This window comes from Pseudonocardia xinjiangensis (assembly GCF_050948425.1).
Lineage (GTDB): Bacteria > Actinomycetota > Actinomycetes > Mycobacteriales > Pseudonocardiaceae > Pseudonocardia > Pseudonocardia xinjiangensis.
In genome coordinates, this window is record NZ_CP192009.1 from 989,275 (window position 1) to 1,013,315 (window position 24,041).

A 24,041-nucleotide genomic window follows, 5' to 3' on the forward strand; every position below is an offset into this window, starting at 1 on the left:
GTGCGGGTGTCAGAGCCACTCGTTGCGCCGGAACACCCGGAACAACCCCGCGCAGATCACGACGATCGTCACCAGCACCAACGGATAGCCGAAGCGCCAGTGCAGCTCGGGCATGTGGTCGAAGTTCATGCCGTAGATGCCTGCGATCATGGTGGGCACGGAGACGATCGCGACGTACGCGGAGATCTTGCGCATGTCGTTGTTCTGCCGCATCGTGATCTTGGCGAGCACGGCGTCGACGAGCGTGGTGAGCAGCTCGTTGAAGCCCGCGATCCGTTCGGTGACCGTCGTGAGGTGGTCGTCGACGTCGCGGAAGTAGGACCGTACGTCGTGCGGCACGAGCGAGCTGTAGCCCTCCGTCAGCTTCCGCACCGGAGCCCCCAGCGGCACCACGGCGCGGCGCAGCTCGAGCACCTCGCGCTTCATGACGTAGATCTGCTCGGAGTCGACCGCCGACCGGGGCGCGAAGACCTCGGTCTCCATCTCGTCGATGTCGGTCTCGATCGCCTCGGTGACGCCGAGGTAGGTGTCGACGATGTGGTCGGCGATCGCGTGCAGCACCGCCGCGGGCCCCAGCGCGAGCTGTTCGGGGTCGGCTTCCAGGTCGTTGCGCACGTCGCGCAGCGAGGAGTGCTCGCCGTGGCGCACCGTGATCACGAAGTCCGGTCCGAGGAACACCATGACCTCGCCGGTCTCGACGACCTCGTTCTCCGCCGACGGCTGCGGCTTCCCCGTGTAACAGACCGTCTTGAGCACCATGAAGAGCGTGTCGTCGTAGCGCTCCAGCTTCGGGCGCTGGTGGGCCTGCACGGCGTCCTCGACGGCGAGCTCGTGCAGACCGAAGACGTCGGCGATGCCGGTGATCTGTTCCTCGTCGGGCTCGTGCAGGCCGATCCAGACGAAGCCGTCGTCGCGCGAGCGCACCTCGGCGAGCGCACGGTCGTGCGACCAGTGGCCGGGGAGGCGCCGGCCGTCGACGTACACGGCACAGTCGACCACGTACGCGGAGATGGGGACGCGCAGCTTGGGGAGCAGCGATGCGCTGCCCTTCACGGAGAGCCGACCGGCACGGATGGCGGGCCGGAGTGAGGACAGGGGCGGCACGAGGTACCTCCGGAGAGTTCGGGACGCGCGGGCGTGCTCGTCGCGCGGACACGTGGAGCTCGCGTCCCGACCGGGGTGACCGTCAGCAGGTCGCCATGTCGAGAACGCGGCGACTACTGCAACCGGGTGCCGTGGGCACCGCGCTCACCTCCTCGTCCACTGCTCGATCCGTTGATCATGGCCGGCCGCGCACCGACGGGATTCCATCGGTGGGGGTTCGCGGGGCCCTGCGTCTAGATTACGCCTACCACCTGGCTATCGACGATGGAGGCGGCAGCGTTGCAGTTCGGTCGGTACTACGAGGAGTTCGAGGTCGGGGCCGTCTACAAGCACTGGCCGGGCAAGACGGTCACCGAGTACGACGACCACCTCTTCTGCCTGCTGACCATGAACCATCACCCGCTGCACCTCGACGCCAACTACGCCGAGGAGACCACGGAGTTCAAGCGCAACGTCGTGGTCGGCAACTACGTCTACTCGTTGCTGCTGGGGATGTCGGTGCCCGACGTCTCCGGCAAGGCGATCGCCAACCTGGAGGTGGAGTCGCTCAAGCACACCCGCCCGACGTTCCACGGCGACACCATCTACGGCGAGACCGAGGTGCTGGGCAAGACCGAGTCGAGGTCGAAGGACGACCGGGGCGTCGTCCACGTCGAGACCCGCGGGTACAAGCAGGACGGCACGGTCGTCTGCACGTTCCGCCGGAAGGTCATGGTGCCGAAGCGGTCCTACGGGGAGGCGCGCGGCGGCGAGCAGCCGGGCCGCCCGGAGCCGCAGTCCTGACGCGTGACCGCCGCCCCGTCAGCGGGGCAGCGCGTCCCACTCGGTGAGGGTGTCGAGGAGCTGCGCGACGAGCGGGAGCTCGGCCAGCGTGGCGGCGTCACACCACCGGGCGTCAAGCGCATCGTCACCGGCCCGCAGCTCGCCACCCACGATCGTGCACCGGTAGTCGGCGATGCTGTAGGGCCCGCGTTGCACCCGGCCGACCAGCGGCCCGGGCCGGACCACCAGGCCGGTCTCCTCCGCCATCTCCCTCACCAGGGCGGCAGCGTCGTCCTCACCGGGCTCGACCCGGCCTCCCGGGAGCGACCACAGCCCGCGCCCGGGCTCGTTGCCGCGGCGGATCAGCAGCAGTCGGCCACCGTCGTCGTATGTCAAGGCCCCCACACAGGGGACATGTTCACCTTTTTGGATCATGCTCGTCGACCATACGGCCCCGCGTGCCGGATACCCTGGGGCTCGCTGGTGCGGTACAAATCAGTTGCAACCGGTCCTCTTACGCCAGAACGGTGGGTGTGGTGAACCTCAAGAAGATCGTCGGGTTCCTTGCGATCGCGTTGGTCGTCTTCTACATCTTCACCCAGCCGGACAGCGCGGCCGGTTCCATCGAGAGCATCGGCACCACCCTTCGCAACGGCGCGGAGTCCGTGATCCGGTTCTTCAACCAGCTCGTCGTGTAGCCCCGTGCTTGCACCCCGCGAGATCGACGAGTACCTCCTCCCGACCGAACGTCGGGTCATCCGGGTGCGGCAGCACTGGGCGTTCATGTGGAAGCACGTCGTACTGACCGCCCTCTTCCTGCTCGCCATGGTGCTGCTCGAGCGCTACCTGCCCGACAGCGTGCTCATCGACAACCTCACGTTCTACCTGGCGCTCGTGGCGGTGCTGCGGTTCACGGTGCTCACCATCCTGTGGTGGATCGAGCGCATCGTGATCACCGACAAGCGCGTGATGCTCGCCCAGGGCATCATCGTGCACAGCGTCGGCATGATGCCGCTCGGGAAGGTCACCGACCTGACGTTCGAGCGCTCGCTCGGCGGCCGGATCATGGGTTACGGCACCCTGATCGTCGAGTCCGCCGGCCAGATCCAGGCGCTCAACCGCATCGACTACATGCCCCGCCCCGAGGAGATCTACGAGGCGCTCTCCGAGCTGGTCTTCGGTGAGAAGGGCAAGACGAGGGCCACGGGCATGCTCGCCCGAGGCCGCTGGCGGCGCTAACCGGCGCGTTAGCCTCAGGTGTGGCCCGCCTTCGCATCGACCTGCACACCCACTCCACGGCATCCGACGGCACGGACAGCCCGGCCGGGCTCGTCACGGCCGCGGCTGCCGCCGGCGTCGATGTACTGGCGATCACCGACCACGACACCACCGCGGGCTGGGCCGAGGCCGCCGCGGCGCTACCCGGTGGGATGTCGCTGGTGCGCGGAGCGGAGCTGTCGTGCATCAGTCCGACGGGCCGGGACGAGCGCGACGTCGCGGTGCACCTGCTGGGCTACCTCTTCGACCCCGAGCACCCGGCGATCGTCGCCGAGCAGAGCCGGCTGCGGGCCGAGCGCGTGGAGCGGCTGCAGCGCATGGTCGAGAAGATGGCCGCCGACGGTTACCCCGTCGACGTCGAGACGGTGTTCGGCCTGCTTCCCCCCGGTGCCAGTGCCGGGCGCCCGCACCTGGCGCGGGCCCTCGTGGTGGCCGGTGTGGTGGAGTCGGTGAACGAGGCGTTCGCGACGTTGCTCTACAACGGCAGCCCGTACTACGTGCCCAAGGCCGACACCCCGATCCACACCGCGATCGAGATGGTGCGGGCCGCGGGTGGGGTCACGGTGTTCGCCCACCCGCTCGCCCGCAAGCGGGGACGGGTGGTGGAGCCGTCGATGATCGTGGAGCTGGCGGCGGCCGGGCTGACCGGCGTCGAGGTGGACCATCCCGACCACTCCGCGGAGGACCGCGACCTGCTGCGCGGGCTGGCGGCGGACGCGGGCCTCGTGGCCACGGGTTCCAGCGACTACCACGGCACCAACAAGACCACCCCCATCGCGGCCGAGACGACGAACGAGGACGCGCTCGGGGCGCTGGTGGCCGGCGCCACCGGCGCCGAGGTGCTCACCGGCTGACCGGGCCCGGGTGCCGGGCATTACGGTGCTCAGCGTGAACGGCGGTGTGCAGCTCGGGCTCGACTTCGCGACCACCCGGCTGGTAAGGGTGACGCCGTCGAGGCTGGCCACCTGGACCGACTGCCCCCGCCGGTACCGGCTGACCTACCTGGACCGGCCGTCCCCGCCGCGGAGCGGGGGCAGGGCGCACAGCACTCTCGGCGCCGTCGTGCATCTCGCGCTGCGTGCGCTGTTCGAGCTGCCACCGGCGGAGCGCACCCCACGGGCGGCAGCGGCGCTGGTCGACCGGCACTGGACGAGCGAGGGTTTCCGTGACGCCGCCCAGGCCGCGGAGTACCGCGAGCGGGCGCGGGGGTGGGTGGCGGAGTACGTAACCGAGTGGAGCGCAGGCGGAGCGAGCATCGATGCCGAGTGGAGCGCCGACTCGCCTGACGGCCAGGACGTCGATGTCGTCGGGCTGGAGCAGTGGGTGTCCGTCGCGACCGACCGGATCGTCGCCGAGGGCCGGGTCGACCGGATCGACCGGCGGAGGGCGGACCTGGTGGTCGTCGACTACAAGACAGGTAGGTGGGTCCCCACCGCCGAGGACGCGAGGTCCTCGCAGGCGCTCGCGCTGTACGCCGTGGCCACCGAGCACACCCTGCGGCGCCCCTGCACGCAGGTGGAGCTGCACCACCTGCCGAGCGGGCAGGTGGCGGCCTGGGAGCACGACCGGGCGTCGCTGAGCGGGCACGTCCGGAGGGCCGAGGAGACGGCGGCGGAGCTCGCCGGCGCGGCCGACGAGCTCGCCGCGGGCGGCGACGCCGAGGAGCTCTTCCCGGCCCGGCCCGCGGCGCGGTGCGGGGCGTGCGAGATGCGCCGCAGCTGCCCGGAGGGACGAGCCGCGGCCCCGGAGCGGGACCCATGGGCTCTGCTCGCGCCGTGAACGCCCGGCGCCGGGGAGCCGGGGGAGTGCTGCGAGGCCTGTCCGGCCTGCTCGCGGGCGGGTTGGTGGCGCTGCTGGTGGCGCTGGGCATCGCCTGGTACGTGGCGGACCGGACCGGCACGTCCGGCCCGGGCGTCCCCACCCTCGTGTGGCACGCCGTCGCGGCGGTGGCGGCCGTGGTGGCGCAGCGGTACGCCGACCGGCACCGGGGAGCCGGTGGGGTCGTGGCCGCCGCTGCAGTGATCGTGATCGCCGCGGTGCTGCTCACCACCCAGTGGTTCTTCTGACGGGTCAGCCGCCCGGCCGCAGCGCGACCACCTCGGTGCCGCGTTGCTCGAGCAGCATGTTGCCCGCCGCCGCGAGCCGCACCGGAGCGTCGGGATCCGCGCGGGCGACGGGGAGCGTGCGCAGGGCAGTGCCCCGAGCGGGGTCGAGCACCTGCAGACCGGCGGGGACGGGAACGAGGAGGCCGCCGCCGTACGGCTGAGCGGGCCCGAGGGTCCCGTCGGCCGTCCACAGCGGAGTGAGATCGGTGCCGTCGAGGGCGATCGTCCGGGAGCCGGTCCACCAGTAGACGCGGTCGTCCCGGTCGCCGCTTCCGTCGGTGCTGCCGAGGGTGGGCCCGGTCGTCGCGGCCGGGGCGGTGGAGTCGGCCGCCAGGTCGGCGTCGGGCACGTCGAGGGAGACCAGGCCGATCTGCTGCCCGGTGGCGTCGAGCACCTGCAGCCGCGGCGGGTTCTGCAGGGCGACCGCCACCCGGTCGGCCGTCAGGGCCACGAGCGTCGCCCCGGCTGCCGGCAGCGGGACGGAGAACTGCACGTCCGGGGCGTCGGCGCCGTCCTCACCGTCGGCGGCGAGCACCGTGAGCCGGTCGGTCTGCTCACCGGGACAGCGTTCGATGACCCCGACCCGGCCGGAGCCGACGGCCGCCGGGCCGTAGGTGCAGTCGGGCCTCGGCTGGCGGCCGGTCTGCACGGGGGTGGTGACGTCGCCGTACTCGGCGGTCCGGACGAGGTCGCTGCGCCAGACCTCCAGGTAGTCGGCGCCGGTCGCCAGCACGTAGGTGTTGTCGGCCAGCAGCCGGGTGCCGGGCCGTACGTCCGGGTTGCTCGCGGTCAGCCGGGTGCCCGTGTCCGGGCGCAGCGCCGTGAGCTCGCTGCAGTAGCCGGTGGTGCCGGCGAAGAGCGCGAGCAGGCGCCCCGGGCCGCCGTCGGGGAACGCGAAGTCGACGGTGCAGAGCGACCGGTCCCGCGTGTAGCTCCAGCTCTCGGCGCCGGTGGCAGCGGTGCGCCCCACGACGCGCGAACCGTCGGCGGTGACCACCGCGGGCCCCGCGACGACCGGATGGTCGGTGGCGCCGCTGGGAGCCCGCCAGGCCTCGCTGAACGCGGTCGGCACGCCGCCGGCGGGTGGCGGCGGCACGATCGGGGCGGCGGCCGGGTCGTCGGTGGTGCCGGCCACGGGGCTCGTGCGCCACACGGCGATCCCGCCGCCGATCAACACCAGTGCCAGGACGGCCGCCGCAACGACGTCGCCGGGGCGACGCCGTTCCGGACGCAGGCGCGGCTTCGGCTGCGGGGACCGCAGCCGCTCGCTCGGCTCGACAGGCACCGGAGGCAGGTCAGCTGGCAGCGGCAGCGTCGGCTGCCGGCCCGTCACTGCTCTCGCCGCCTTCACCGCCACCGCGACGACGCGAACCTCCGCGGCGCCGACGACGGCGCGGGCGCTCGCCTTCGCCGCGCGGAGCGGCTGCGGTGTCCGGGCCGGTGGCCGGCTGATCGGCGGGTGCGTCCGCGGTGCCGCCGGTGGCGACAGTGGAGGTGGCCACGGTGGGCTCACCGGTGGCCTGGTCGGGGGCGTCACCGGTGCCGGTGCCGGTGCCGCCTGCCGCCCCGCCCGACCTGCTGCGGGTACGGACACGGGGCTTGCGCACCCGGGGCTGCTCCGGGCCGTCGTCCTTGGTGTCGGGGCGGGCGCCGGCGGAGCGGGTGCCGCGGGCGGACTTGTCGCCCCGCTTGCGGCCGCCGTGGTCGCCCTCGGTGTCGACGTACTCGGCGTCCAGTCCGGCCCGGGTGCGCTGGGAGCGCGGCAGGCGTCCGGTGGCCGACGTCGCAATGGCCAGGTCGGAGTAGAGGTGATCGGACGTGGAGTACGTCTCCACGGGCTCCGGCATCCCGAGGCTCAGGTCGTCGCTGATGAGCTTCCACCGCGGGATCTCGTCCCAGTCGACCAGCGTGACCGCCACGCCCTCCTTGCCGGCCCGGCCGGTGCGGCCGATCCGGTGGACGTAGGTCTTCGAGTCCTCGGGGCACTGGTAGTTGACCACGTGGGTGACGTCGGTGACGTCGATGCCGCGGGCCGCGACGTCGGTGGCCACCAGCACGTCGACCTTGCCGGAGCGGAACGCGCGCAGCGCCTGCTCGCGGGCGCCCTGGCCCAGGTCGCCGTGCACGGCTGCGGCCGCGAAGCCGCGTTCGGCCAGGTCGTCGGCGACGCGCTGCACCGTGCGCTTGGTGCGGGCGAAGATCATGGTGAGCCCGCGCCCGTCGGCCTGGAGCACGCGGGTGAGCAGCTCCACCTTGTCCATGGCGTGGGCGCGGTAGACCAGCTGCCGCGTGCGCTCGTGGATCGAACCCTGGTCGGCCTCCTCCGCACGGATGTGCGTGGGCCGGTTCAGGAACGCGCGCGACAGCGCGATGATCGGGCCGGGCATGGTGGCCGAGAACAGCATGGTGTGCCGCTTCTCCGGCAGCATCCGCATGATCCGCTCGACGTCGGGCAGGAAGCCCAGGTCCAGCATCTCGTCGGCCTCGTCGAGCACGAGGGCCTTGACGCGGCCCAGCACGAGGTGGCGCTGCTCGGCGAGGTCGAGCAGGCGGCCGGGCGTGCCGACCACGACGTCGACGCCCTTGCGGAGGGCGGCCAGCTGCGGCTCGTAGGCGCGGCCACCGTAGATCGCGGTGACCCGGACGCCGAGGTGCTTGCCCGCGTCGGCGATGTCCTTGGCGACCTGCACGCAGAGCTCGCGGGTTGGCACCACCACGAGGGCCTGCGGCACGTCCTTCGTGCGGTCGGCGGCCTCGCCCTCGGCGTTGGCGGCGGGCTGCTCGGACGGCGGCACGACGCGCTGCAGCAGGGGGACACCGAAACCGAGGGTCTTACCCATACCGGTGCGGGCCTGGCCGATGATGTCGTCGCCCGCGAGCGCGAGCGGAAGCGTGAGCTCCTGGATCGCGAACGTGCGCTCGATGCCGGCCTCGGCCAGCGCTCGGACGATCTCCGGGCGCACGCCGAGCTCGGCGAAGGTGGGAGAGTCCGGGGCAACGGGGGCGCCGGCCTGCAGCGGGTGCGCCTCGACGATCTCGTCGGCAGCAGCGTCGGTGGAGTTATCGGGGGAGTCCGTGGGGGACTCGCTGAGTGTGTCGTTCTGAACGGACAGGATGATCGCCTCTCTCCGCGCACAGGAGCCCGGGGCCGGCTCGTCGACCACCGGCTGCCCGTACCGTGAAGGTCACGGCGCGCCCTGATGGGAGAACCGACGAGGCGCTGCACGCACCAGGTCGTTGCGGCTCCGGTCCTGTGGCTCCCGGTTCCGGGAGCTCCGGGCGGTGGCCGCGGGTAGGCGCGCACCCGTGCGGGCGCTGCGCTGGGCCTATCCTACCCGGTGCCCGCTTCCGGGGTCAGCCCGGCGCGCCGGGCGGTAGGGTGACGTGCACCGCCCCCCGACTCAACATGACCTCTAGGCTCGGCGCATGGTGACTGCGCGGGCGGTGGATCCCGCCGGAGCGGGGCGGGCGACCATCGACCTGCTCGGTGTGCTGGCGTACGGCGAGCTGTCCGCGTTCGACCGCCTGGCCGAGGACGCGAGGACCGCACCGACCCTCAGTGGCCGGGCCGCCCTTTCGGCCATGGCGGCGGCCGAGATCGGCCATTTCCGGATGCTCGAGGAGCATCTCCGCGGCCTGGACGTCTCCGTCGAGGACGCCATGCGTCCTTTCGTGGCGCAGTGGGATGCCTACCACGCGTCCACCGCGCCCCGGACGTGGCTGGAGTCGCTGGTCAAGGCCTATCTCGGCGACGGGCTGGCGGCCGACTTCTACCGGGAGATCGGGGGCTGGCTCCCCGGCCCGACCGGCGAGCTGGTGCAGCAGGTGCTCGCCGACACCGGGCACAGCGCGTTCGCCGAGCGTGAGGTCAGGGCGGCGTGCGCGAGCAGCAGGCAGGTGCACGACCGGCTCGCCCTGTGGGGTCGCAGGCTGCTCGGGGAGGCCGTCACCCAGGCGCAGCACATCGTGGCCGAGCGCGACGAGCTGGCCGAGTTCATCGTCACCGGCTCCGGTGATCTCTCCGGGCTCGCCACGCTGCTCAGGCGGCTGCAGTCCAACCACGGCAAGCGGATGGCCAAGCTCGGGCTCACCTGAGTTCGCCCAGGGCGGACCGCCCGTCCCCGCCCGGGGCGTTCACCTGCACTAGCCTGGGCCGAGCCAGTTCGACAAACGTGACCAGGAGGTCAACCGGTGGAGGTCAAGATCGGCATCGCGGAGTCCGCGCGGGAGCTCGTGGTGTCCAGCGACCAGACGCCGGACGAGGTCCAGGCGCTGGTCGACGAGGCGTTCACGAGCGACGACGGGCTGCTGCGCCTCGTCGACGACAAGGGGCGCCGTTACCTCGTCCGCGCGTCGCAGATCGCCTACGTCGAGATCGCGCCCGCCACGGCGGGGCGCGTCGGCTTCGCGATCGGCTGAGCCCGGCCTCCGGCCGACCGCACACACCTCCTGGCCACGGTGCACACGTCCTGACCTGTGCACCGTGGTCGGTTGGTGTGTGCGGTCAGCTGTCGAGGGGTGGCTCGGTGAGCGGGAACGGGGGAGTGCCCACCCCCGTCACGCGGTAGCGGCCCCACGGATCGACGTCGCCGACCCGTGCCGTGGCCGTGCTGCCGCCGGCGTTCAGCGCGATGTGGCTCGTCGGCGCGGTGAGCGCCGCGTGCAACCCCGGATCGGCCGCGCCGTCGAGAGCGACCCTCCCGAACCAGTGGAGCTTGCCGTCCTGCGGCTCGTGGCGGGCGTCGAGGATCGCCAGTACCGGCACCTCGCGGCCGTCGACGGTGAGCGTCGCCGGCCCGCGGTAGCCGTCGTCGTCATCCCCTGTTCCGTCAGGCACGGTGTCCTCCTGCGCCGGGCTCGCGGGGGACCAGCCGGAGCGAGGCCGGTGCGGCGGGTGCCACGCCGAGCGCTCCGGAGATGCCGCCCCAGATGAGGGTGGTCAGGTAGTCGGTGAGGGCGCTGCGGCTCATGGTGCGCCGCTCCAGCCACCAGTCGCCCGCGCTCTGCACCATCCCCACGAGCCCCTGCGCCCACGCCTCCGCGCCTCCGGAGTCGAGGCCGAGGCTGCGCTGCCGCTCCCCGATGAGGGTGGCGAGCGTCCGCGCGATCTGCTCCCGCGCGTCGTCGACGACCTCGGCGCCGGGCGCCCGCTCGATCGGGTGGTGCACGACGAACCGCCAGAGCTCCGGCTCGTCCTCGATGCCGGCGAGGAACGCGTCGACGACCCCGCGGATCAGCTCGGCCGGCTCCCTCTCCGGATCCATCTCGGGCGCCATCCGGGCCATCAGGAGGGCGGCCGCCTCCCGGCCGACGGCGCGCTGCAGGTCGGCGCGGTCGGTGAAGTGCCGGTAGAGCACGGGTTTCGTGATGCCGGCCTGCGCGGCGATCTCGGCGACGGAGACGCCGGGGCCGAGTGTCCGGACGGCGTCGATGGCCGCCTGCACCATCTCGGCGCGTCGCTCGGTGCGGCGATGCTGCCGGTCCGGTGGGGGTCCCGGCTTGACAGGTGGCATGTCGTTCGGCACCGTACCAGTGGTAACAGTTACCGCGGGTAACAGCAAGCGTCAGGGGGCGCCATGGCGGGAACCGGAGCGGAACCGGGAATCACGGCGGGCGACCGGGTGCTGGTCACCGGGGCCGCAGGCGGACTGGCTGCCCCGGCGGTCACCCGGCTGCGGGCGCGCGGCGTGCAGGTCGTCGGCCTCGATCTCCAGGCGGACGAGCACACGATCGCCTGCGACATCACCGACGACGCCGCAGTCACCCGTGCCGTCGACGAGGCCGTGGAGCGGCTGGGCGGCCTGGACGCCGTGGTGCACTACGCCGGCATCGGCGTCCCGAACGATGCGGGCGCCCCGCTGGCGCCCGACGCCCTGCGGGTGATCGACGTCAACCTGCTCGGCGCATGGCGGGTCACCGCCGCCGCGTTGCCCGCGCTGCTCGAGGGCCGCGGCGGACGGAAGGGCCGCGTCGTCTTCGTCGCCAGCGAGCTGGCCTACCTGTCGCTCCCGTTCGTGTCCGCGTACAGCGTCGCCAAGCGCGGGATGACCGCCTACGCCGACGCGCTGCGCCTCGAGTACGGCACCGACCTGCACGTCACCACCGTCTACCCCGGCTACGTCCGTACCCCGATCCACGCCGCGGCCCGCGAGGTCGGCCTTGCGCTGGAGGGCCAGGTCCGTCGGGAGGAGGTCGAGGACGTGGTGGCCACCGTGCTGCGCGTCCTCACCGCGGGCCGGCCGCCGCGCGACACCGCGTGCACCCGGGGCGGAGCGGTCGAGCTGTGGGCCGGGCGGCACCTGCCCGGCCTCCTCGGGTCCGCCGTCGCCCGGCGCATCCGCAGGCGCGCCGCCGCAGGCCACTTCGACGGCTCGCCGATCGCCGCCGGCCTCGTCCGCAGGCTGACCCGCCGCAGCGCCGGCACCGAGTCCACCACCGACCCCACCACCCCCGTCAGGGAGAGGAGCGCGTCGTGACCGTGAAGACCCGCAACGACCGGGAGGCCACCGCCGAACGGTTGCTCCGCTCGTCACTCGACCACTCCTACGAGCCGAGCATCGACATCGACTGGGACGCGCCGCTGGTCGAGGGCAGTTGGGGGCTCCCCGAGCACCGGGTGTCGCTCTACGGCACGCAGCTGTGGGAGGGGCTCAGCGACGAGCAGCGGCGCACGCTGTCGGTGCACGAGCTGTGCAGCATCGCCCGCATCGGGCTGTGGTTCGAGATGATCCTCATGCAGATGCTGCTGCGGTACTCCTACGACCGCGACCCGCGCCGCCGCCACATCCAGTACGCGCTCGTCGAGATCGCCGACGAGTGCCGCCACTCGGTCATGTTCGCGAAGATGACCGAGCGCTACGGGGTGCCGGACTACGCGCCCCGCCGCCTCACCCACGAGCTCGGCAGGCTGTTCAAGACGATCGCCTCCGGGCCCGCGATGTTCGCAGGCACGCTGTTCGTCGAGGAGATCCTCGACCAGCTCCAGCGCGAGGCCATGCGGGACGAGACGGTCCAGCCGCTCACCCGGATGGTCAACAAGATCCACGTCACGGAGGAGGCACGGCACGTCCGCTACGCCCGCGAGGAGCTGATGCGGATCATGCCCGGCACGAACGCGGCGGAGCGCACCGTCGCCCGCTACCTCTCCTCCCGGGTCGCGTTCGTCGTGGCCCGCAACCTGATCCACCGCGACGTCTACCGCTCGGTGGGCATCGACCCGGCCGCCGGGCACCGGGCGGCGCTGGCCAACCCCCATCACCAGGAGATGCTGCGCTGGTCGGCTCGCAAGCTGGTGCCGTTCCTGCGGGAGCAGGGCCTGATCGGCGGCCCCACCGAGATCCTGTGGCGAAAGGCGCACCTGATCTGATGTCCGTTCGACGATCCGTTCCCGCAGCGGACGGCGTGGCTCTGAACGTCGAGATCGACGGTCCGGCCGACGCGCCGGTCACCGTCGTGCTCGCCCACGGCTGGACACTCGACCTGCGCATCTGGGAGCCGGTCGCCCGGTCGCTCGCCGACGGCCCGGCCCCCGCCCGCGTGGTGCGCTACGACCACCGGGGGCACGGGGTCTCGGCCGCCGTGGATCCGGCGACGATGACCATCGAGCAGCTCGCCGACGACCTCGCCGAGGTGATCGCCGCGACCGCGCCGCACGGCCCGCTGGTGCTCGGCGGCCACTCGATGGGTGGCATGACGCTGATGGCGCTGGCCGAGAGGCACCCGGACGCCCTCGACCGGACGGCCGGTGTCGCGCTCGTGTCCACGGCCAGCGGCGGGCTCGGCGACGGCATGCTCGGCCTGTCCCCGCGCACGGCGCCGCTGGCGCGCCGGTTCGAGGAGCGGGTGTACGGGTCACGCCGGTGGTCCACCCGCTCCCGCATCGGCCGTCCGCGGCTCCTCGCGCCCGCGCTGAACTGGCTGCTGCTGGGCCGGGATGCCGACGCCGAGGCACGGCGGATCACCGCCGAGATGGTCTGCTCCTGCCACCCGCTCACCGTGTCCGGCTTCCGACCCACCCTGAACGCCCACGAGCGGGACGCCGCCCTCGAGGCGTTCGCGTCGATCCCGACCGCGGTGCTCGTGGGATCGCGGGACCGGTTGACGCCGGTGGCCGCCACGCGGCGCATCGGAGCGGCGCTGCCGTCGGCCGAGACGACCATCTACCCGGGTGCGGGGCACATGCTGCCGCTCGAGCGGGCGGTGGGAGTGGGCGGCCGGATCAGCGCGTTGGTGGCGGGCGCGGTACTGGCCGACCGCTGAGCGGCTGCGCCTCCCGTTCGCCGTGGGCGGAAGGTTTCGCCCGGCGTGAAGAAGCCACTGACGACGGACCTGCCGCCGTTAGCGTCCGCGCCATGACCACGCCGAACGGAGCAGTAACCCTCGACGACTCGGTGTTCGACCGGCTGCTGCGGGAGCGGATCGTGCTGCTGCGCGGGGAGATCGACGACGCCGTCGCCACCCGGGTCGTCGCGCAGCTCCTGCTGCTCGCCGCGGAGGACCCGGCCGCCGACATCACGCTCTACATCAACTCACCCGGCGGCTCGGTGTTCGCCGGGCTGGCCATCTACGACACGATGCACGCCATCGAACCGGACGTGTCCACAGTGGCCACGGGGATGGCGGCGTCGATGGGTCAGCTCCTGCTCACCGCCGGCGCGCCCGGCAAGCGGTTCGCCCTGCCGCACGCCGACGTGATGATGCACCAGCCGTCGGGCGGCGCCGGTGGGCCCGAGTCGGACATCGTGATCCGCGCCGGGATGCTGAGCGCGTTGAAGCGCCGGATGGCCGAGCTCACCGCCGAGCACTCCGGGCAGCCGTTCGAGAGGGTCGTGGCCGACTTCGACCGCGACAGATGGTTCACCGCCCGGGAGGCGGCGGACTACGGACTGATCGACCGCGTGATCAGCCGGTAGCGCCGGGGCGACTCGCGGGACGAGAACGGGCGACTCGCGGGGCCAGGGCGGGCGACTCGCGCGCCGGGAACGGGCGACTCGCGGGGCGGGGCGGGCGACTCGCGCGGCGGGAACGGGCGACTCGCGGGGCGGGGCGGGCGACTCGCGCGGCGGGAACGGGCGACTCGCGGGGCGGGGGCGGGCGACTCGCGGGGCGAGAACGGGCGACTCGCGGGGCCGGGGCGGGCGACTCGCGCGCCGGGAACGGGCGACTCGCGGGGCGGGAACGGGCGACTCGCGGGGTGGGGGTCGCGGGGGGTCAGGACTGGACGAGGGGGAAGCCGGCGAGCCCGCGCCAGGCCAGGCTGGACATCAGCGCGACCGCTTCGTCGCGCGGCACGGCCTGGTCGGAGTCGAGCCAGTAGCGGGCGGCCACCTGGCTGAGCCCGACGAGCCCGACGGCCAGCATCCGGGCGCGGGCGGCGTCGAGCCCGGCGTCGGTGGTGACGGCGTCGGCGATCGAGTCGATGCAGCGGGTCAGGGCTCCGTCCACCACGGCGGCGGCCTCCGGCTCGCTGCGCAGGTCGGACTCGAACACCAGGCGGTAGGCCTGGCCCTCGCCCGCCACGAAGTCGAAGTACGCGCTGACCGCGCCGTGGACGCGCTCCTGGTTGTCGGTGGTGGTGCCGATGGCCTGCTCCACGCGGGTCACCAGTTCATCGGCGTAGGTGGTGAGCAGCGCCCGGTAGAGCTCGAGCTTGCCGGGGAAGTGCTGGTACAGCACCGGCTTGCTGACCCCGGCCCGCTCGGCGATGTCGTCCATCGCGGCGGCGTGGTAACCGTGGGCTGCGAACACGTCACGGGCGGCCAGCAGCAGCTGGGCCCGTCGTGCTGTGCGGGACAACCGGCCACCGCGCTGCGCCGGCGCCGACGTCTCGGACATGCGGATCGCCTCCGTTCGTCCGCCCGGCTGGGCGGAGTGCACACCCTACCGGTGGGTAGGGCGGAATCCACGCAACCGAAGGCTGTTGGTCACCACGAACACCGAGCTGAACGCCATGGTGGCTCCGGCGATCATGGGGTTCAGCAGCCCGGCGGCGGCCAGCGGCAGGGCGGCGACGTTGTAGGCGAACGCCCAGAACAGGTTGCCCTTGATCACGGCGAGGGTGCGCCGCGACAGCCGGATGGCGTCGACGGCGTCCAGCAGGTCGCCGCGCACCAGCGTGAGGTCACTCGCCTCGATCGCGGCGTCGGTGCCGGTGCCCATGGCCAGGCCGAGGTCGGCGGCGGCCAGCGCCGCTGCGTCGTTGACCCCGTCACCGATCATCGCGACGACCTTGTCCTCGGCCTGCAGCCGCTTCACCACGGCGGCCTTGTCCTCCGGCGCCACCTCCGCGATCACCGCGTCCGCGGCGATGCCGACCTCGGCCGCCACGGCGCGTGCGGCGGCCCCGTTGTCGCCGGTGAGCAGCATCGCCGTGAGGCCGAGCCGGTGCAGTTCGCGCACCGCTTCCGCGCTCGTGGGCTTCACCGTGTCGCCCACGACGACCAGCGCCCGCGCGACGCCGTCCCACGCCACCCCGACGGCCGTGTTGCCGCCGGCCTCGGCCGCGTCCCGGGCCGCCGCGAGGTCGGGGGGCAGCGCGATGGCGTGCTCCGCGAGCAGCGCCGGACGTCCGACGAGCACCGCGTGCGCCACCACCTCCCCGGTCGCGTCGCCCTTCGACAGGACCTCCGCGACCACACCGCGTACGCCGAGACCGGGCAGGCTCTCGAACTCGGCCACGTCGGGGAGGGACCCGGTGGCCGTCTCGGCGGCTGCGGCGATCGCCCGGCCGATCGGGTGCTCGGAGGCTGCTTCCACGGCGCCGGCGAGACGCAGCGCGGTGTCCTCCTCGACCCCGTCGACGGTGTGCACGCCGCGGACCACCATGGCGCCGGTGGTGACGGTGCCGGTCTTGTCCAGCACGACGGTGTCCACCCGCCGGGTGGACTCGAGCACCTCCGGGCCCTTGATGAGGATGCCGAGCTGCGCGCCGCGACCGGTGCCGACCAGCAGAGCCGTCGGTGTGGCCAGCCCCAACGCGCACGGGCAGGCGATGATCAGCACGGCGACCGCGGCGGTGAAGGCCGGGGCGGCGCCGTCGCCTGTGCCCAGCCAGAACCCCAGCGTCGCCACCGCGATCGCGATCACCGCCGGTACGAATACCCCCGAGACCCGGTCGGCGAGCCGCTGCACCGCGGCCTTGCCGTTCTGCGCGTCCTCCACGAGCCGGGCCATCCTGGCCAGCTGGGTGTCGGCTCCGACCCGCGTGGCCCGCACGACGAGCCTGCCCCCGGCGTTGACGCAGCCGCCGACGACCGCGTCGCCGGGACGGACCTCGGCGGGCACCGACTCACCGGTGACCATCGACGCGTCGACGGCCGAGCTGCCGTCCTCCACCTCGCCGTCGGTGGCGATCGTCTCGCCGGGGCGAACGACGAACCGGTCGCCGACGCCGAGCCGGCCGACGGGGATACGTACCTCGGAACCGGCACGCAGCACCGAGACGTCCTTGGCGCCCAGGTCGAGCAGGGCCTGCAGCGCCGCGCCGGCCCGGCGCTTCGAGCGGGCCTCGACGTACCGCCCGGCCAGGATGAACACCGTGACCGCCGCGGCGACCTCGAGGTAGATCGCGTCCGCCCCGGCGCCCGGGGCGACGGTGAAGGTGAACGGGTGGGTCATCCCCGGGGTGCCCGCGGTGCCGAGCAGGAGCGCGTACAGCGACCAGCCGAGCGCGGCCAGCGTGCCCATCGAGACGAGCGTGTCCATGGTGGCCGCGCCGTGGCGCAGGTTGGTCCACGCCGCCCGGTGGAACGGCCACGCCCCCCACGCGACGACGGGCGCGGCGAGGGTGAGCGAGATCCACTGCCAGTAGGTGAACTGCAGCGCGGGCACCATCGCGAACGCGAGCACCGGTGCGGCCAGGACGGTGGAGAGGACCAGCCGGTGGCGCAGCGCGCGTGTCGGGTCGGGGGCATCGGCGGGTGGCTCACCGGGTTCGGACGAGGGCGGCGCAGGCAGCGCGGCGGTGTAGCCGGCCGCCTCCACCTGCGCGACGAGCGCCGTCGGTTCGAGGTCGGCCGGGTAGTCGACGCGCGCCTTCTCGGTGGCGTAGTTGACCGAGGCCGTGACGCCGGGGAGCTTGTTGAGCTTCCGCTCCACGCGGTTGGCGCAGGACGCGCAGGTCATGCCCCCGATGCTCAGCTCGATCCGGCTCAGGGCGGCGGGCGGTGCGCCGTCGGTGGTCGTGGTGGGGGAGACCAGTGCCCGGTCCGTCGACGGTTCGCTGGCCAGGTTGCTCATCGAGCCTCCCTCGTCGGGACGGTGAACTCGGCGGTGCGCACGGCGCCGTCGTGCCGGAAGTCGAGGAAGAGCCGGTAGGTGCCGGCGGTGGGCACGTCGGCGGTGAACGCGATTCCCGGCCCGGAGCGGTCGGTGGGTGTCGGCGTGGCGGCGTCGGGATGGACGTGCAGGTAGGTCAGGTCGCTCTGGCGCAGCGCGACGAGATGGCCGAACGCGCCCAGGTAAGGCTCGAGGTCGGTGACCGCCGCGCCGTCCTTGCTGACCGTGGCGAAGACCTGCGACGGGCCGCCGGGGACGAGATCGCCGTCGAGACGGACCTGGTAGCCCCCGACCTGCGCCACCCGGGAGGGAGCTGACGGGACCGGCTCGAAGTCGCCTGCGGCGAACAGGTCGGTGCCGAGGACGAGCTCGGGGCCGCCGGTGGGGACGAAGTCGGCGTAGACGCGGTAGACCCCGGCCTCGGGGAGCGTGATCGGGACGCGCCAGACGCCGCCGGGGCCGAGCGTGGGATGCAGGTGCTGGAAGCCGGAGGTGTCGCGCCGCACGACGATGAGGTGCAGCCGCTTCTCGTGCTCGACGTCGAACGCCGTGACCGGGCTGCCGTCCGAGCCGGTGATCGTGAAGGCGAGCTCGCCGGAGGTCCGGGGACGGTACGTGGTGGTCTTCGGGACCAGTGTGTACCCGGCCGCCGTGTCCACGAGCCCGGCGGACACGATCTCGCCGGCCCGGTGGGAGTGCCCGTCCGCGGCGGTGGGGGCGCCGACGGTGGTGTGGCCGCCTGCGCCGTGCGCGTCGGGGCCGGTCGGCAGCGGCGCCGCCACGGCGGGTGCGGGCGCGGGGGCGGGCCCGCCAACGGCTGCGCCGATGCTCCAGGCCGCCCCGAAGGCCAGCGCCAGCGCCGCTGCGTAGGCCGACAGCCGCACCGCTGCGTTCATCCCCCGCCTCCCGTTGCTCCCGCCTGTACAACGGGCGCGACGCCCTTTCGGTAGCGCCATTGGTGGTAAAGATACCAGAGGGGGGTATAGAACGTAGGCTTTCGCACCCCACTGCGGAGTGGCAGCGAGGGCTCGAGGGTGGCCGCCGCGCAGTCCATCAGGTATTCCTCGGTTCGTGTCCTCCGCCGCGCATGCCTTCGTCCGACCGTTCGTCGGCCGGACCGCGCCGCCTGCTCCGGTGGCCCCGGAGGTGGCGCCGCTCGCCGATCCCGCCACCATGCCCCGCCGCGATCCGCTCGGGCGGCCGTGGCCTGGCCGGGAGGTCACCTCGGGCGGCGTCACGTTGCACGTGCGCGAGACGCCCGGCCCCGACGGGGTGGCGGCCGTGTACGTCCACGGGCTGGCCGGCTCGGCCACGAACTGGACCGACGTCGCAGGCCTGCTCGGCACGCGGGCGGAGGGGGTCGCCGTCGACCTGCCCGGCTTCGGGCTGTCGCGTCCGCTCGCCTCGCGCGACTACTCACCCGCCGGCCACGCCGACGCGCTGCTGTGCTTCCTGGCAGGCCGGGGCCGTCCGGTGCACCTGCTGGGCAACTCCTTCGGCGGCGCCGTCGCGATGACCGTGGCGGCGCGGCGTCCCGAGCTCGTCCGCACCCTCACCCTGATCTCGCCCGCGGTGCCGGACCTCAGACCTGATCCGCGACGGCTGTCGGACCCGCGGATGGTGCTCGCGATGATGCCGGTGCTCGGCCGGTGGGCCCGCGCGGAGCTGGCGGCGCAGAGCCCCCGGACCCGGGCCGACCAGGTGGTGCGGCTGTGCTTCGGCAACCCGAGCCTCGCCACCGAGCACCGGCTCGCGGAGACGGCCGCGGAGTTCGAGGCCAGGGCCCGGCTGGAGTGGGCGCGGGAGGCCGTCGAGCTCACCGGGAAGGCGATGATCGCGAGCTGGCTGCGCAAGGGGTCGCTGTGGTCCACGGCGGCCCGGGTGAAGGCGCCGACGCTCGTGGTGTGGGGCGACCGGGACCGGCTCGTGGCGCCCCGGCTCGCCCGGCGCACGGTCGCGACGGTGCCCGGGTCGCGGCTGCTGATGCTCCCCGGCGTCGGGCACGTCGCCCAGATCGAGGCGCCTGACGAGGTGGCACGCGCCGTGGCCGGCATGTGGGATGCCGTTGCCGCGGGTCGCTGGTAGGACTGGTCGTACGGGAAGATTCGGCCCGGCCCCGGTGTTGCCAACAGCAGGTATCGAAGATCTCGCAGGACGACCGAACGAGGAGTTCCCACCATGGCGTTACCGCCGCTCGTGGAGCCGGCCGCCGAGCTGACCAAGGAAGAGGTGGAGCGCTACAGCCGCCACCTCATCATCCCCGACGTCGGGATGGCCGGTCAGAAGCGGCTGAAGAACGCGAAGGTGCTGGTGGTCGGGGCCGGCGGCCTGGGCAGCCCGGCGCTGCTCTACCTCGCCGCCGCGGGCGTCGGCACGCTCGGCATCGTGGAGTTCGACGTCGTCGACGAGTCCAACCTGCAACGGCAGGTCATCCACGGCCAGTCCGACGTCGGCCGGTCCAAGGCGGAGTCGGCACGCGACTCCATCAAGGAGATCAACCCGTTCGTCGAGGTGCGGCTGCACGAGACGCGGCTCGAGAGCTCCAACGTGCTCGACATCTTCCGGGACTACGACCTGATCCTGGACGGCACCGACAACTTCGCCACCCGCTACCTGGTGAACGACGCCGCGGTCCTGCTGGGCAAGCCGTACGTCTGGGGCTCGATCTTCCGCTTCGAGGGCCAGGCGTCGGTGTTCTGGGACGACGCCCCCAACGGCAAGGGCCTCAACTACCGCGACCTCTACCCCGAGCCGCCCCCGCCGGGAATGGTCCCCTCGTGCGCCGAGGGTGGCGTGCTGGGTGTGCTGTGCGCGTCGATCGGCTCGATCATGGTCAACGAGGCGATCAAGCTGATCACCGGCATCGGGGAGCCGCTGCTCGGCAGGCTGATGGTGTACGACGCCCTCGAGATGAGCTACCGCACCATCAAGATCCGCAAGGACCCGAGCTCGCCGAAGATCACCGAGCTGATCGACTACGACGCGTTCTGCGGCGTGGTCTCCGAGGACGCGCAGTCCGCGGCGGCCGGCAACACGATCACCGCCCTCGAGCTCAAGGAGATGATCGACGCGGGCAAGGACTTCGCGCTGATCGACGTCCGGGAGCAGAACGAGTACGAGATCGTCAGCATCCCGGGTGCCACGCTCATCCCGAAGGACCGCATCCTCTCGGGAGAGGCGCTGTCGGAGATCCCGCAGGACAAGCCGGTGGTGCTGCACTGCAAGTCGGGCGCGCGGTCCGCCGAGGCGCTGTCCGCACTGCACAAGGCGGGCTTCAAGGACGCCGTGCACGTGGGCGGCGGGGTGCTGGCGTGGGTCAAGCAGGTCGACCCGTCGCTGCCGTCGTACTGAGGTGCGCCGGGATATCACCTCAACACGTGCGGTGAGGCCGATACCCGAGCAGTAGCACCGAATGTCGTAACAGAGAGGGCCGGGTCGCCAGTGCGACCCGGCCTTCTCTGTACGGAGCGTGACCCTGACCTGGGGCAGCGCGCCGGATGGAGCAGTGACAAAAGATCGTCCGTCCGGGTACCGTTCCGATCTCGGAAAGATCAATCGGATCCTGCGGCGCCGTGGCGTTGGGGTGCGCGCACGTGCGCAGCAACGGTGGCCTGACGGAGCGGCCGCCGTTTCGGCGTGTCGTCCGTCACCCGGCGATGGGGGTCGCACTGGTGGACGACAACGCGAGACGCTGCGCCCTGCCCGGGTGCGAAACGACGATCGAGGACATCCCAGGACGCCCTGCCCGGCGCTACTGCTCGGCGGCGCACCGCGCTGCTGCCCGCCAGGCCCGACGCGCTTCGATGCGACCCGATCAGAACGCGCGTCTGGCGGAGACCCTGCCGTGGCTCGTCGAACCCGTCGACGAGGTGCCGTCCACCTACCCCCGGCCCCGGGCCGGGCGGGTCGAGACCCCGCACGTCGAGGTGGCCACCACCCCCGTCCGCGGGTCCCGGGCCGGCGGCGGCATCGCCGCCCGGGTGCGGGCCGGGCTGGCCCGCGGCGCGGACGAACCGCCGACGCGGAGACGGCGCGCCGTGGCCGTGCTGGGGGTCGCGGGGATCCTGGCCGGGGGTTACGCCGTCACGGCGTCGGAACCGGCGAGCACGGTCCGCGCGGTGCCCGCCCAACCCGTACCGGGCCCGGAGTCGGAGACCGAGTGGGTCGCCCGCGCGCAGGTCACCCTGACGTCGGTGAACCGCCAGCTCGACACGATCGCCCAGACCGAGGACGCCTGGAACCGGCTGCCGGAGGAGCGCCGTGCCACCGTGCCGGCGGAGCCCGTGCAGGCGTTGAAGGAGCGCAAGGCACTGCTGGAACGGCGCAAGGCCACCCTGCAGTCCCAGATCGACACCTATCGCTCCCTCGACCGCACGAAGGACGACCTCAAGCTCACCGAGCAGCACCTCGACGCGGTCGAGAAGGCGCTGCAGGACCCACCGGCGGAGCCGCAGCGATCCCCGGAGCAGGCGTCGGTGATCGCCGCCCTCGACGAGCAGCGCGACCTGCGGCTGCGCCAGCGGGACGCGAAGCGCGAGGAGCTGGAGAGCCTGGAGAAGGGGGTGGAGAGCGCGCTGCGCGCCCCCCTGCCCGACGACGGCCAGGCCACCGCCGAGGTGAGCAACGAGGTCCTCGACGTCATCCGGACCGGCGGTCGCGGTGACGACGACGAACGCAAGCGTGGTGCCGCCCCGCGCCGGCCGGACGTGCTCGCGCGGGAGGAACGGCAGCAGCGGGAACGGCAGGACACCCCGACCGGCGGTCCTCCCGACCCCCGTGGACCGGGCGACGAGACGGCGAAGCGCAGCGGCGACCCGGATCGGCGCGCCGACGGGGCCGACCGCGACCGGCAGAGCGGCGACAACCGTCTCGGCCCTGTGGTCGGGCTCGGTGGCACCGTGGCCGACCTGGTGACCGGTGGCGGTGAGCGCACCCGTGACAACGGTGGGGCTCGCGGCGGCGCCGCGGCTGGCGGCGCCGACCCTCGCGCCGCAGGCACCAGAGGCGACCGGAGCGACGGCCCCGGTCGTGCCGGTGCCGGATCGGCGCCCGGAGCCGACGGCGGTGTCCGGTCCGGTGTGGCGTCGGCTGCGTCCGGTGCGGTGAGCGGGGTCGCGGGTGCCGTCGGCGGTGTGCTGGGTGGTTCCGGGGCGGGCGCCGGTGAGCGTGGGCGTGGTCAGGACAGCAGCAGCGGCAGTAGCGAGCGCGGCGGTGACCGGCAGGACGGTCGCCGGAGCGGCGCTGAGGGTGTCCGGTCGGGTGTGGCGTCGGCTGCGTCCGGTGCGGTGGGCGGGGTCGCGGGTGCCGTCGGCGGTGTGCTGGGTGGTTCCGGGGCGGGCGCCGGTGAGCGTGGGCGTGGTCAGGACAACAGCAGCAGCCGCAGCAGTGGCCGCGACGGTGGCCGGGAGAGCAGCGGCCGGGCGAGCGGTGGCCGGAGCGGCGCTGAGGGTGTGCGGTCGGGTGTGGCGTCGGCTGCGTCCGGTGCGGTGGGCGGGGTCGCGGGTGCCGTCGGCGGTGTGCTGGGTGGTTCCGGGGCGGGCGCCGGTGAGCGTGGGCGTGGTCAGGACAACAGCAGCAGCCGCAGCAGTGGCCGCGACGGTGGCCGGGAGAGCAGCGGCCGGGAGAGCAGCGGCCGGGAGAGCGGTGGCCGGGAGAGCGGTGGTGCGACGGCCGGTGGTCGCTCCGGGGGCAGCGACTCCTCCGGAGGCGATCGGGCCGCCGGCCTGATCCGGCAGGTCAGCCGGGTGATCGGCGGCGAGGGGTCGGGGAGCCGGTCCGGCGGGCAATCGGACGAAAGCAGCGGGAGCCGCGGCGACCGGAGCGGCGGCGACAGCGGCCGCGCCCGGTCGGGCGGCAGTGACGGCCGGAGCAGCGGCGAGAACGGCCGGGCCCGGTCCGGAGCCGAGGGCGGTGGCCGGAGCGGCGGCGAGTCGTCGGGCGGCACCAGGTCGGGTGGCGGGTCGTCGCGCGGCTCGAGCGAGCAGGGTTCGGGCGGGAACCGTGGCGGCTCGTCGTCCGAGGCGAAGCTGGCCCGGGCCGCGCTCGGTGTGGTCGGGGCGGCCCGGCAGATCGACTCGGCTCTGCGCAACCGCGGGGGGTCCGACGGCGACAACGGCTCCGACCGCTCCGAGAAGTCGGCTCGCTCCGGCTCCCGCGAGAGCGGCGGGTCGCAAGGCTCCGGGCGGAGCCAGAACGCGAAGCGCAGCGAGTCGTCGCGGTCGGGGTCGTCGGAGTCGACGGCCTCCGAGTCGCGGTCGTCGCGGTCGGAGTCGTCGCGGTCGGGGTCGAAGGCTCCCCAGTCGAAGGCCCAGCGGCAGAAGTCCCAGGAGTCGGGCCAGAGGTCCTCGGGCGGGCGGTCGAGCAGCCAGGAGTCGGGCCGGCAGCAGTCCGACGGGTCGTCGGGGCGCGGTCAGGGCGGCGGATCGAAGGCCGAGAAGTCGTCCCAGAAGTCCTCACAGCAGTCGAGCCGGCAGTCGTCGTCCGGCTCGTCGGACGACTGATGACCATGGCCGATAC

At 73.3% G+C, this 24,041-nt stretch carries 24 protein-coding genes; 15 read left to right on the top strand and 9 right to left on the bottom strand.

All coding sequences use genetic code 11. The annotated features are described in order from the left end of the window. Positions 1-9 precede the first annotated feature (9 nt). Positions 10-1,104: a magnesium/cobalt transporter CorA gene (gene corA / locus ACQPZA_RS04875; RefSeq protein WP_169397441.1), complete on the bottom strand. Its 1,095-nt coding sequence runs from the start codon at positions 1,102-1,104 to the stop codon at positions 10-12. Positions 1,105-1,383: 279 nt separating this feature from the next. Between corA and ACQPZA_RS04880 the strand changes: the two genes are divergently transcribed. Continuing rightward, entirely contained in the window at positions 1,384-1,887 is a 504-nt protein-coding gene (locus ACQPZA_RS04880; protein WP_433278728.1) for a MaoC family dehydratase, read from the top strand. Between the two features lie 18 nt (positions 1,888-1,905). On the opposite strand, the gene ACQPZA_RS04885 is transcribed toward ACQPZA_RS04880, so the two are convergent. After that, positions 1,906-2,301: an NUDIX hydrolase gene (locus ACQPZA_RS04885; RefSeq protein ID WP_433278730.1), complete on the bottom strand. Its 396-nt coding sequence runs from the start codon at positions 2,299-2,301 to the stop codon at positions 1,906-1,908. Between the two features lie 92 nt (positions 2,302-2,393). On the opposite strand from ACQPZA_RS04885, the gene ACQPZA_RS04890 reads away from it, so the two are divergent. From ACQPZA_RS04890 to ACQPZA_RS04910, 5 genes are read left to right on the top strand one after another with little or no spacing between them, the layout of a single operon-like run. After that, entirely contained in the window at positions 2,394-2,564 is a 171-nt protein-coding gene (locus ACQPZA_RS04890; RefSeq protein ID WP_433278732.1) for a hypothetical protein, read from the top strand. Positions 2,565-2,568: 4 nt separating this feature from the next. After that, positions 2,569-3,105: a PH domain-containing protein gene (locus tag ACQPZA_RS04895; protein ID WP_169397444.1), complete on the top strand. Its 537-nt coding sequence runs from the start codon at positions 2,569-2,571 to the stop codon at positions 3,103-3,105. 20 nt (positions 3,106-3,125) lie between these two features. Beyond that, a complete protein-coding gene (locus ACQPZA_RS04900) occupies positions 3,126-3,998 on the top strand; it encodes a PHP domain-containing protein (protein ID WP_433278734.1) in 873 nt (290 codons plus the stop codon). Between the two features lie 34 nt (positions 3,999-4,032). Beyond that, a complete protein-coding gene (locus tag ACQPZA_RS04905; RefSeq protein WP_433278736.1) occupies positions 4,033-4,923 on the top strand; it encodes a RecB family exonuclease in 891 nt (296 codons plus the stop codon). Next, positions 4,920-5,210: a hypothetical protein gene (locus ACQPZA_RS04910; protein ID WP_433278738.1), complete on the top strand. Its 291-nt coding sequence runs from the start codon at positions 4,920-4,922 to the stop codon at positions 5,208-5,210. Before ACQPZA_RS04905 ends, ACQPZA_RS04910 begins: the two co-directional genes overlap by 4 nt. Positions 5,211-5,214: 4 nt before the next feature. Here ACQPZA_RS04910 and ACQPZA_RS04915 read toward each other — a convergent pair whose 3' ends face one another. Both ACQPZA_RS04915 and ACQPZA_RS04920 read right to left on the bottom strand, forming a co-directional pair. Beyond that, a complete protein-coding gene (locus ACQPZA_RS04915; RefSeq protein ID WP_433278740.1) occupies positions 5,215-6,534 on the bottom strand; it encodes an Rv3212 family protein in 1,320 nt (439 codons plus the stop codon). A gap of 10 nt (positions 6,535-6,544) precedes the next feature. Further along, positions 6,545-8,413, bottom strand: a complete 1,869-nt coding sequence (locus ACQPZA_RS04920) for a DEAD/DEAH box helicase (protein WP_433278742.1) — start codon at positions 8,411-8,413, stop codon at positions 6,545-6,547. Positions 8,414-8,675: 262 nt separating this feature from the next. Between ACQPZA_RS04920 and ACQPZA_RS04925 the strand changes: the two genes are divergently transcribed. Both ACQPZA_RS04925 and ACQPZA_RS04930 read left to right on the top strand, forming a co-directional pair. Beyond that, the gene (locus ACQPZA_RS04925) at positions 8,676-9,344 is read left to right on the top strand and encodes a ferritin-like fold-containing protein (protein ID WP_169397450.1); all 669 of its coding nucleotides are present in this window, start codon (positions 8,676-8,678) and stop codon (positions 9,342-9,344) included. 96 nt (positions 9,345-9,440) lie between these two features. Further along, the gene (locus ACQPZA_RS04930; RefSeq protein ID WP_169397451.1) at positions 9,441-9,668 is read left to right on the top strand and encodes a DUF3107 domain-containing protein; all 228 of its coding nucleotides are present in this window, start codon (positions 9,441-9,443) and stop codon (positions 9,666-9,668) included. Between the two features lie 85 nt (positions 9,669-9,753). On the opposite strand, the gene ACQPZA_RS04935 is transcribed toward ACQPZA_RS04930, so the two are convergent. Both ACQPZA_RS04935 and ACQPZA_RS04940 read right to left on the bottom strand, forming a co-directional pair. Further along, a complete protein-coding gene (locus ACQPZA_RS04935) occupies positions 9,754-10,086 on the bottom strand; it encodes a DUF4873 domain-containing protein (protein ID WP_433278744.1) in 333 nt (110 codons plus the stop codon). Then, positions 10,079-10,762, bottom strand: a complete 684-nt coding sequence (locus ACQPZA_RS04940) for a TetR family transcriptional regulator (RefSeq protein WP_433278746.1) — start codon at positions 10,760-10,762, stop codon at positions 10,079-10,081. Before ACQPZA_RS04940 ends, ACQPZA_RS04935 begins: the two co-directional genes overlap by 8 nt. Positions 10,763-10,825: 63 nt before the next feature. Between ACQPZA_RS04940 and ACQPZA_RS04945 the strand changes: the two genes are divergently transcribed. The 4 genes from ACQPZA_RS04945 (at position 10,826) to ACQPZA_RS04960 (ending at position 14,161) form a co-directional block, all read left to right on the top strand. Then, positions 10,826-11,725, top strand: coding sequence for an SDR family NAD(P)-dependent oxidoreductase (locus ACQPZA_RS04945; RefSeq protein WP_433278748.1), 900 nt, complete (start codon positions 10,826-10,828; stop codon positions 11,723-11,725). Between the two features lie 2 nt (positions 11,726-11,727). Then, the gene (locus ACQPZA_RS04950; protein ID WP_433282682.1) at positions 11,728-12,615 is read left to right on the top strand and encodes an AurF N-oxygenase family protein; all 888 of its coding nucleotides are present in this window, start codon (positions 11,728-11,730) and stop codon (positions 12,613-12,615) included. Further along, entirely contained in the window at positions 12,615-13,508 is an 894-nt protein-coding gene (locus tag ACQPZA_RS04955; RefSeq protein ID WP_433278750.1) for an alpha/beta fold hydrolase, read from the top strand. Before ACQPZA_RS04950 ends, ACQPZA_RS04955 begins: the two co-directional genes overlap by 1 nt. Positions 13,509-13,600: 92 nt before the next feature. Beyond that, the gene (locus tag ACQPZA_RS04960) at positions 13,601-14,161 is read left to right on the top strand and encodes a ClpP family protease (RefSeq protein WP_433278753.1); all 561 of its coding nucleotides are present in this window, start codon (positions 13,601-13,603) and stop codon (positions 14,159-14,161) included. Positions 14,162-14,459: 298 nt separating this feature from the next. Here the strand turns inward: ACQPZA_RS04960 and ACQPZA_RS04965 are convergent, their stop codons facing one another. Genes ACQPZA_RS04965 through ACQPZA_RS04975 form a run of 3 tightly spaced genes read right to left on the bottom strand, consistent with a single transcriptional unit; the run spans position 14,460 to position 18,421 of the window. Then, complete coding sequence (locus ACQPZA_RS04965) at positions 14,460-15,083, bottom strand: TetR/AcrR family transcriptional regulator (protein ID WP_433278756.1); 624 nt, start codon at positions 15,081-15,083, stop codon at positions 14,460-14,462. A gap of 45 nt (positions 15,084-15,128) precedes the next feature. Next, positions 15,129-17,486, bottom strand: coding sequence for a heavy metal translocating P-type ATPase (locus tag ACQPZA_RS04970; RefSeq protein ID WP_433278758.1), 2,358 nt, complete (start codon positions 17,484-17,486; stop codon positions 15,129-15,131). Then, a complete protein-coding gene (locus tag ACQPZA_RS04975) occupies positions 17,483-18,421 on the bottom strand; it encodes a hypothetical protein (protein WP_433278760.1) in 939 nt (312 codons plus the stop codon). The genes ACQPZA_RS04970 and ACQPZA_RS04975 overlap by 4 nt, the downstream gene beginning before the upstream one ends. Positions 18,422-18,596: 175 nt before the next feature. On the opposite strand from ACQPZA_RS04975, the gene ACQPZA_RS04980 reads away from it, so the two are divergent. The 3 genes from ACQPZA_RS04980 to ACQPZA_RS04990 all read left to right on the top strand — a co-directional run bounded on the left by ACQPZA_RS04980 (position 18,597) and on the right by ACQPZA_RS04990 (position 24,025). Then, the gene (locus ACQPZA_RS04980) at positions 18,597-19,610 is read left to right on the top strand and encodes an alpha/beta fold hydrolase (protein WP_312859608.1); all 1,014 of its coding nucleotides are present in this window, start codon (positions 18,597-18,599) and stop codon (positions 19,608-19,610) included. 93 nt (positions 19,611-19,703) lie between these two features. Continuing rightward, entirely contained in the window at positions 19,704-20,876 is a 1,173-nt protein-coding gene (moeZ, locus tag ACQPZA_RS04985; protein WP_169400509.1) for an adenylyltransferase/sulfurtransferase MoeZ, read from the top strand. 452 nt (positions 20,877-21,328) lie between these two features. Continuing rightward, positions 21,329-24,025 carry a hypothetical protein gene (locus ACQPZA_RS04990; RefSeq protein WP_433278763.1) on the top strand — a complete coding sequence of 899 codons (2,697 nt, stop codon included), beginning with the start codon at positions 21,329-21,331 and terminating at the stop codon, positions 24,023-24,025. Positions 24,026-24,041 lie beyond the last annotated feature (16 nt).

Excerpts from the sequence above, each read along its gene's own strand:
- ACQPZA_RS04885 (WP_433278730.1), bottom strand. The coding sequence starts at position 2,301 with ATGATCCAAAAAGGTGAACATGTCCCCTGTGTGGGGGCCTTGACATAC.
- ACQPZA_RS04925 (WP_169397450.1), top strand. The coding sequence starts at position 8,676 with ATGGTGACTGCGCGGGCGGTGGATCCCGCCGGAGCGGGGCGGGCGACC.
- ACQPZA_RS04940 (WP_433278746.1), bottom strand. The coding sequence starts at position 10,762 with ATGCCACCTGTCAAGCCGGGACCCCCACCGGACCGGCAGCATCGCCGC.
- ACQPZA_RS04945 (WP_433278748.1), top strand. The coding sequence starts at position 10,826 with ATGGCGGGAACCGGAGCGGAACCGGGAATCACGGCGGGCGACCGGGTG.
- ACQPZA_RS04955 (WP_433278750.1), top strand. The coding sequence starts at position 12,615 with ATGTCCGTTCGACGATCCGTTCCCGCAGCGGACGGCGTGGCTCTGAAC.
- ACQPZA_RS04960 (WP_433278753.1), top strand. The coding sequence starts at position 13,601 with ATGACCACGCCGAACGGAGCAGTAACCCTCGACGACTCGGTGTTCGAC.
- ACQPZA_RS04965 (WP_433278756.1), bottom strand. The coding sequence starts at position 15,083 with ATGTCCGAGACGTCGGCGCCGGCGCAGCGCGGTGGCCGGTTGTCCCGC.
- ACQPZA_RS04970 (WP_433278758.1), bottom strand. The coding sequence starts at position 17,486 with ATGAGCAACCTGGCCAGCGAACCGTCGACGGACCGGGCACTGGTCTCC.
- ACQPZA_RS04975 (WP_433278760.1), bottom strand. The coding sequence starts at position 18,421 with ATGAACGCAGCGGTGCGGCTGTCGGCCTACGCAGCGGCGCTGGCGCTG.
- moeZ (WP_169400509.1), top strand. The coding sequence starts at position 19,704 with ATGGCGTTACCGCCGCTCGTGGAGCCGGCCGCCGAGCTGACCAAGGAA.
- ACQPZA_RS04990 (WP_433278763.1), top strand. The coding sequence starts at position 21,329 with ATGCGACCCGATCAGAACGCGCGTCTGGCGGAGACCCTGCCGTGGCTC.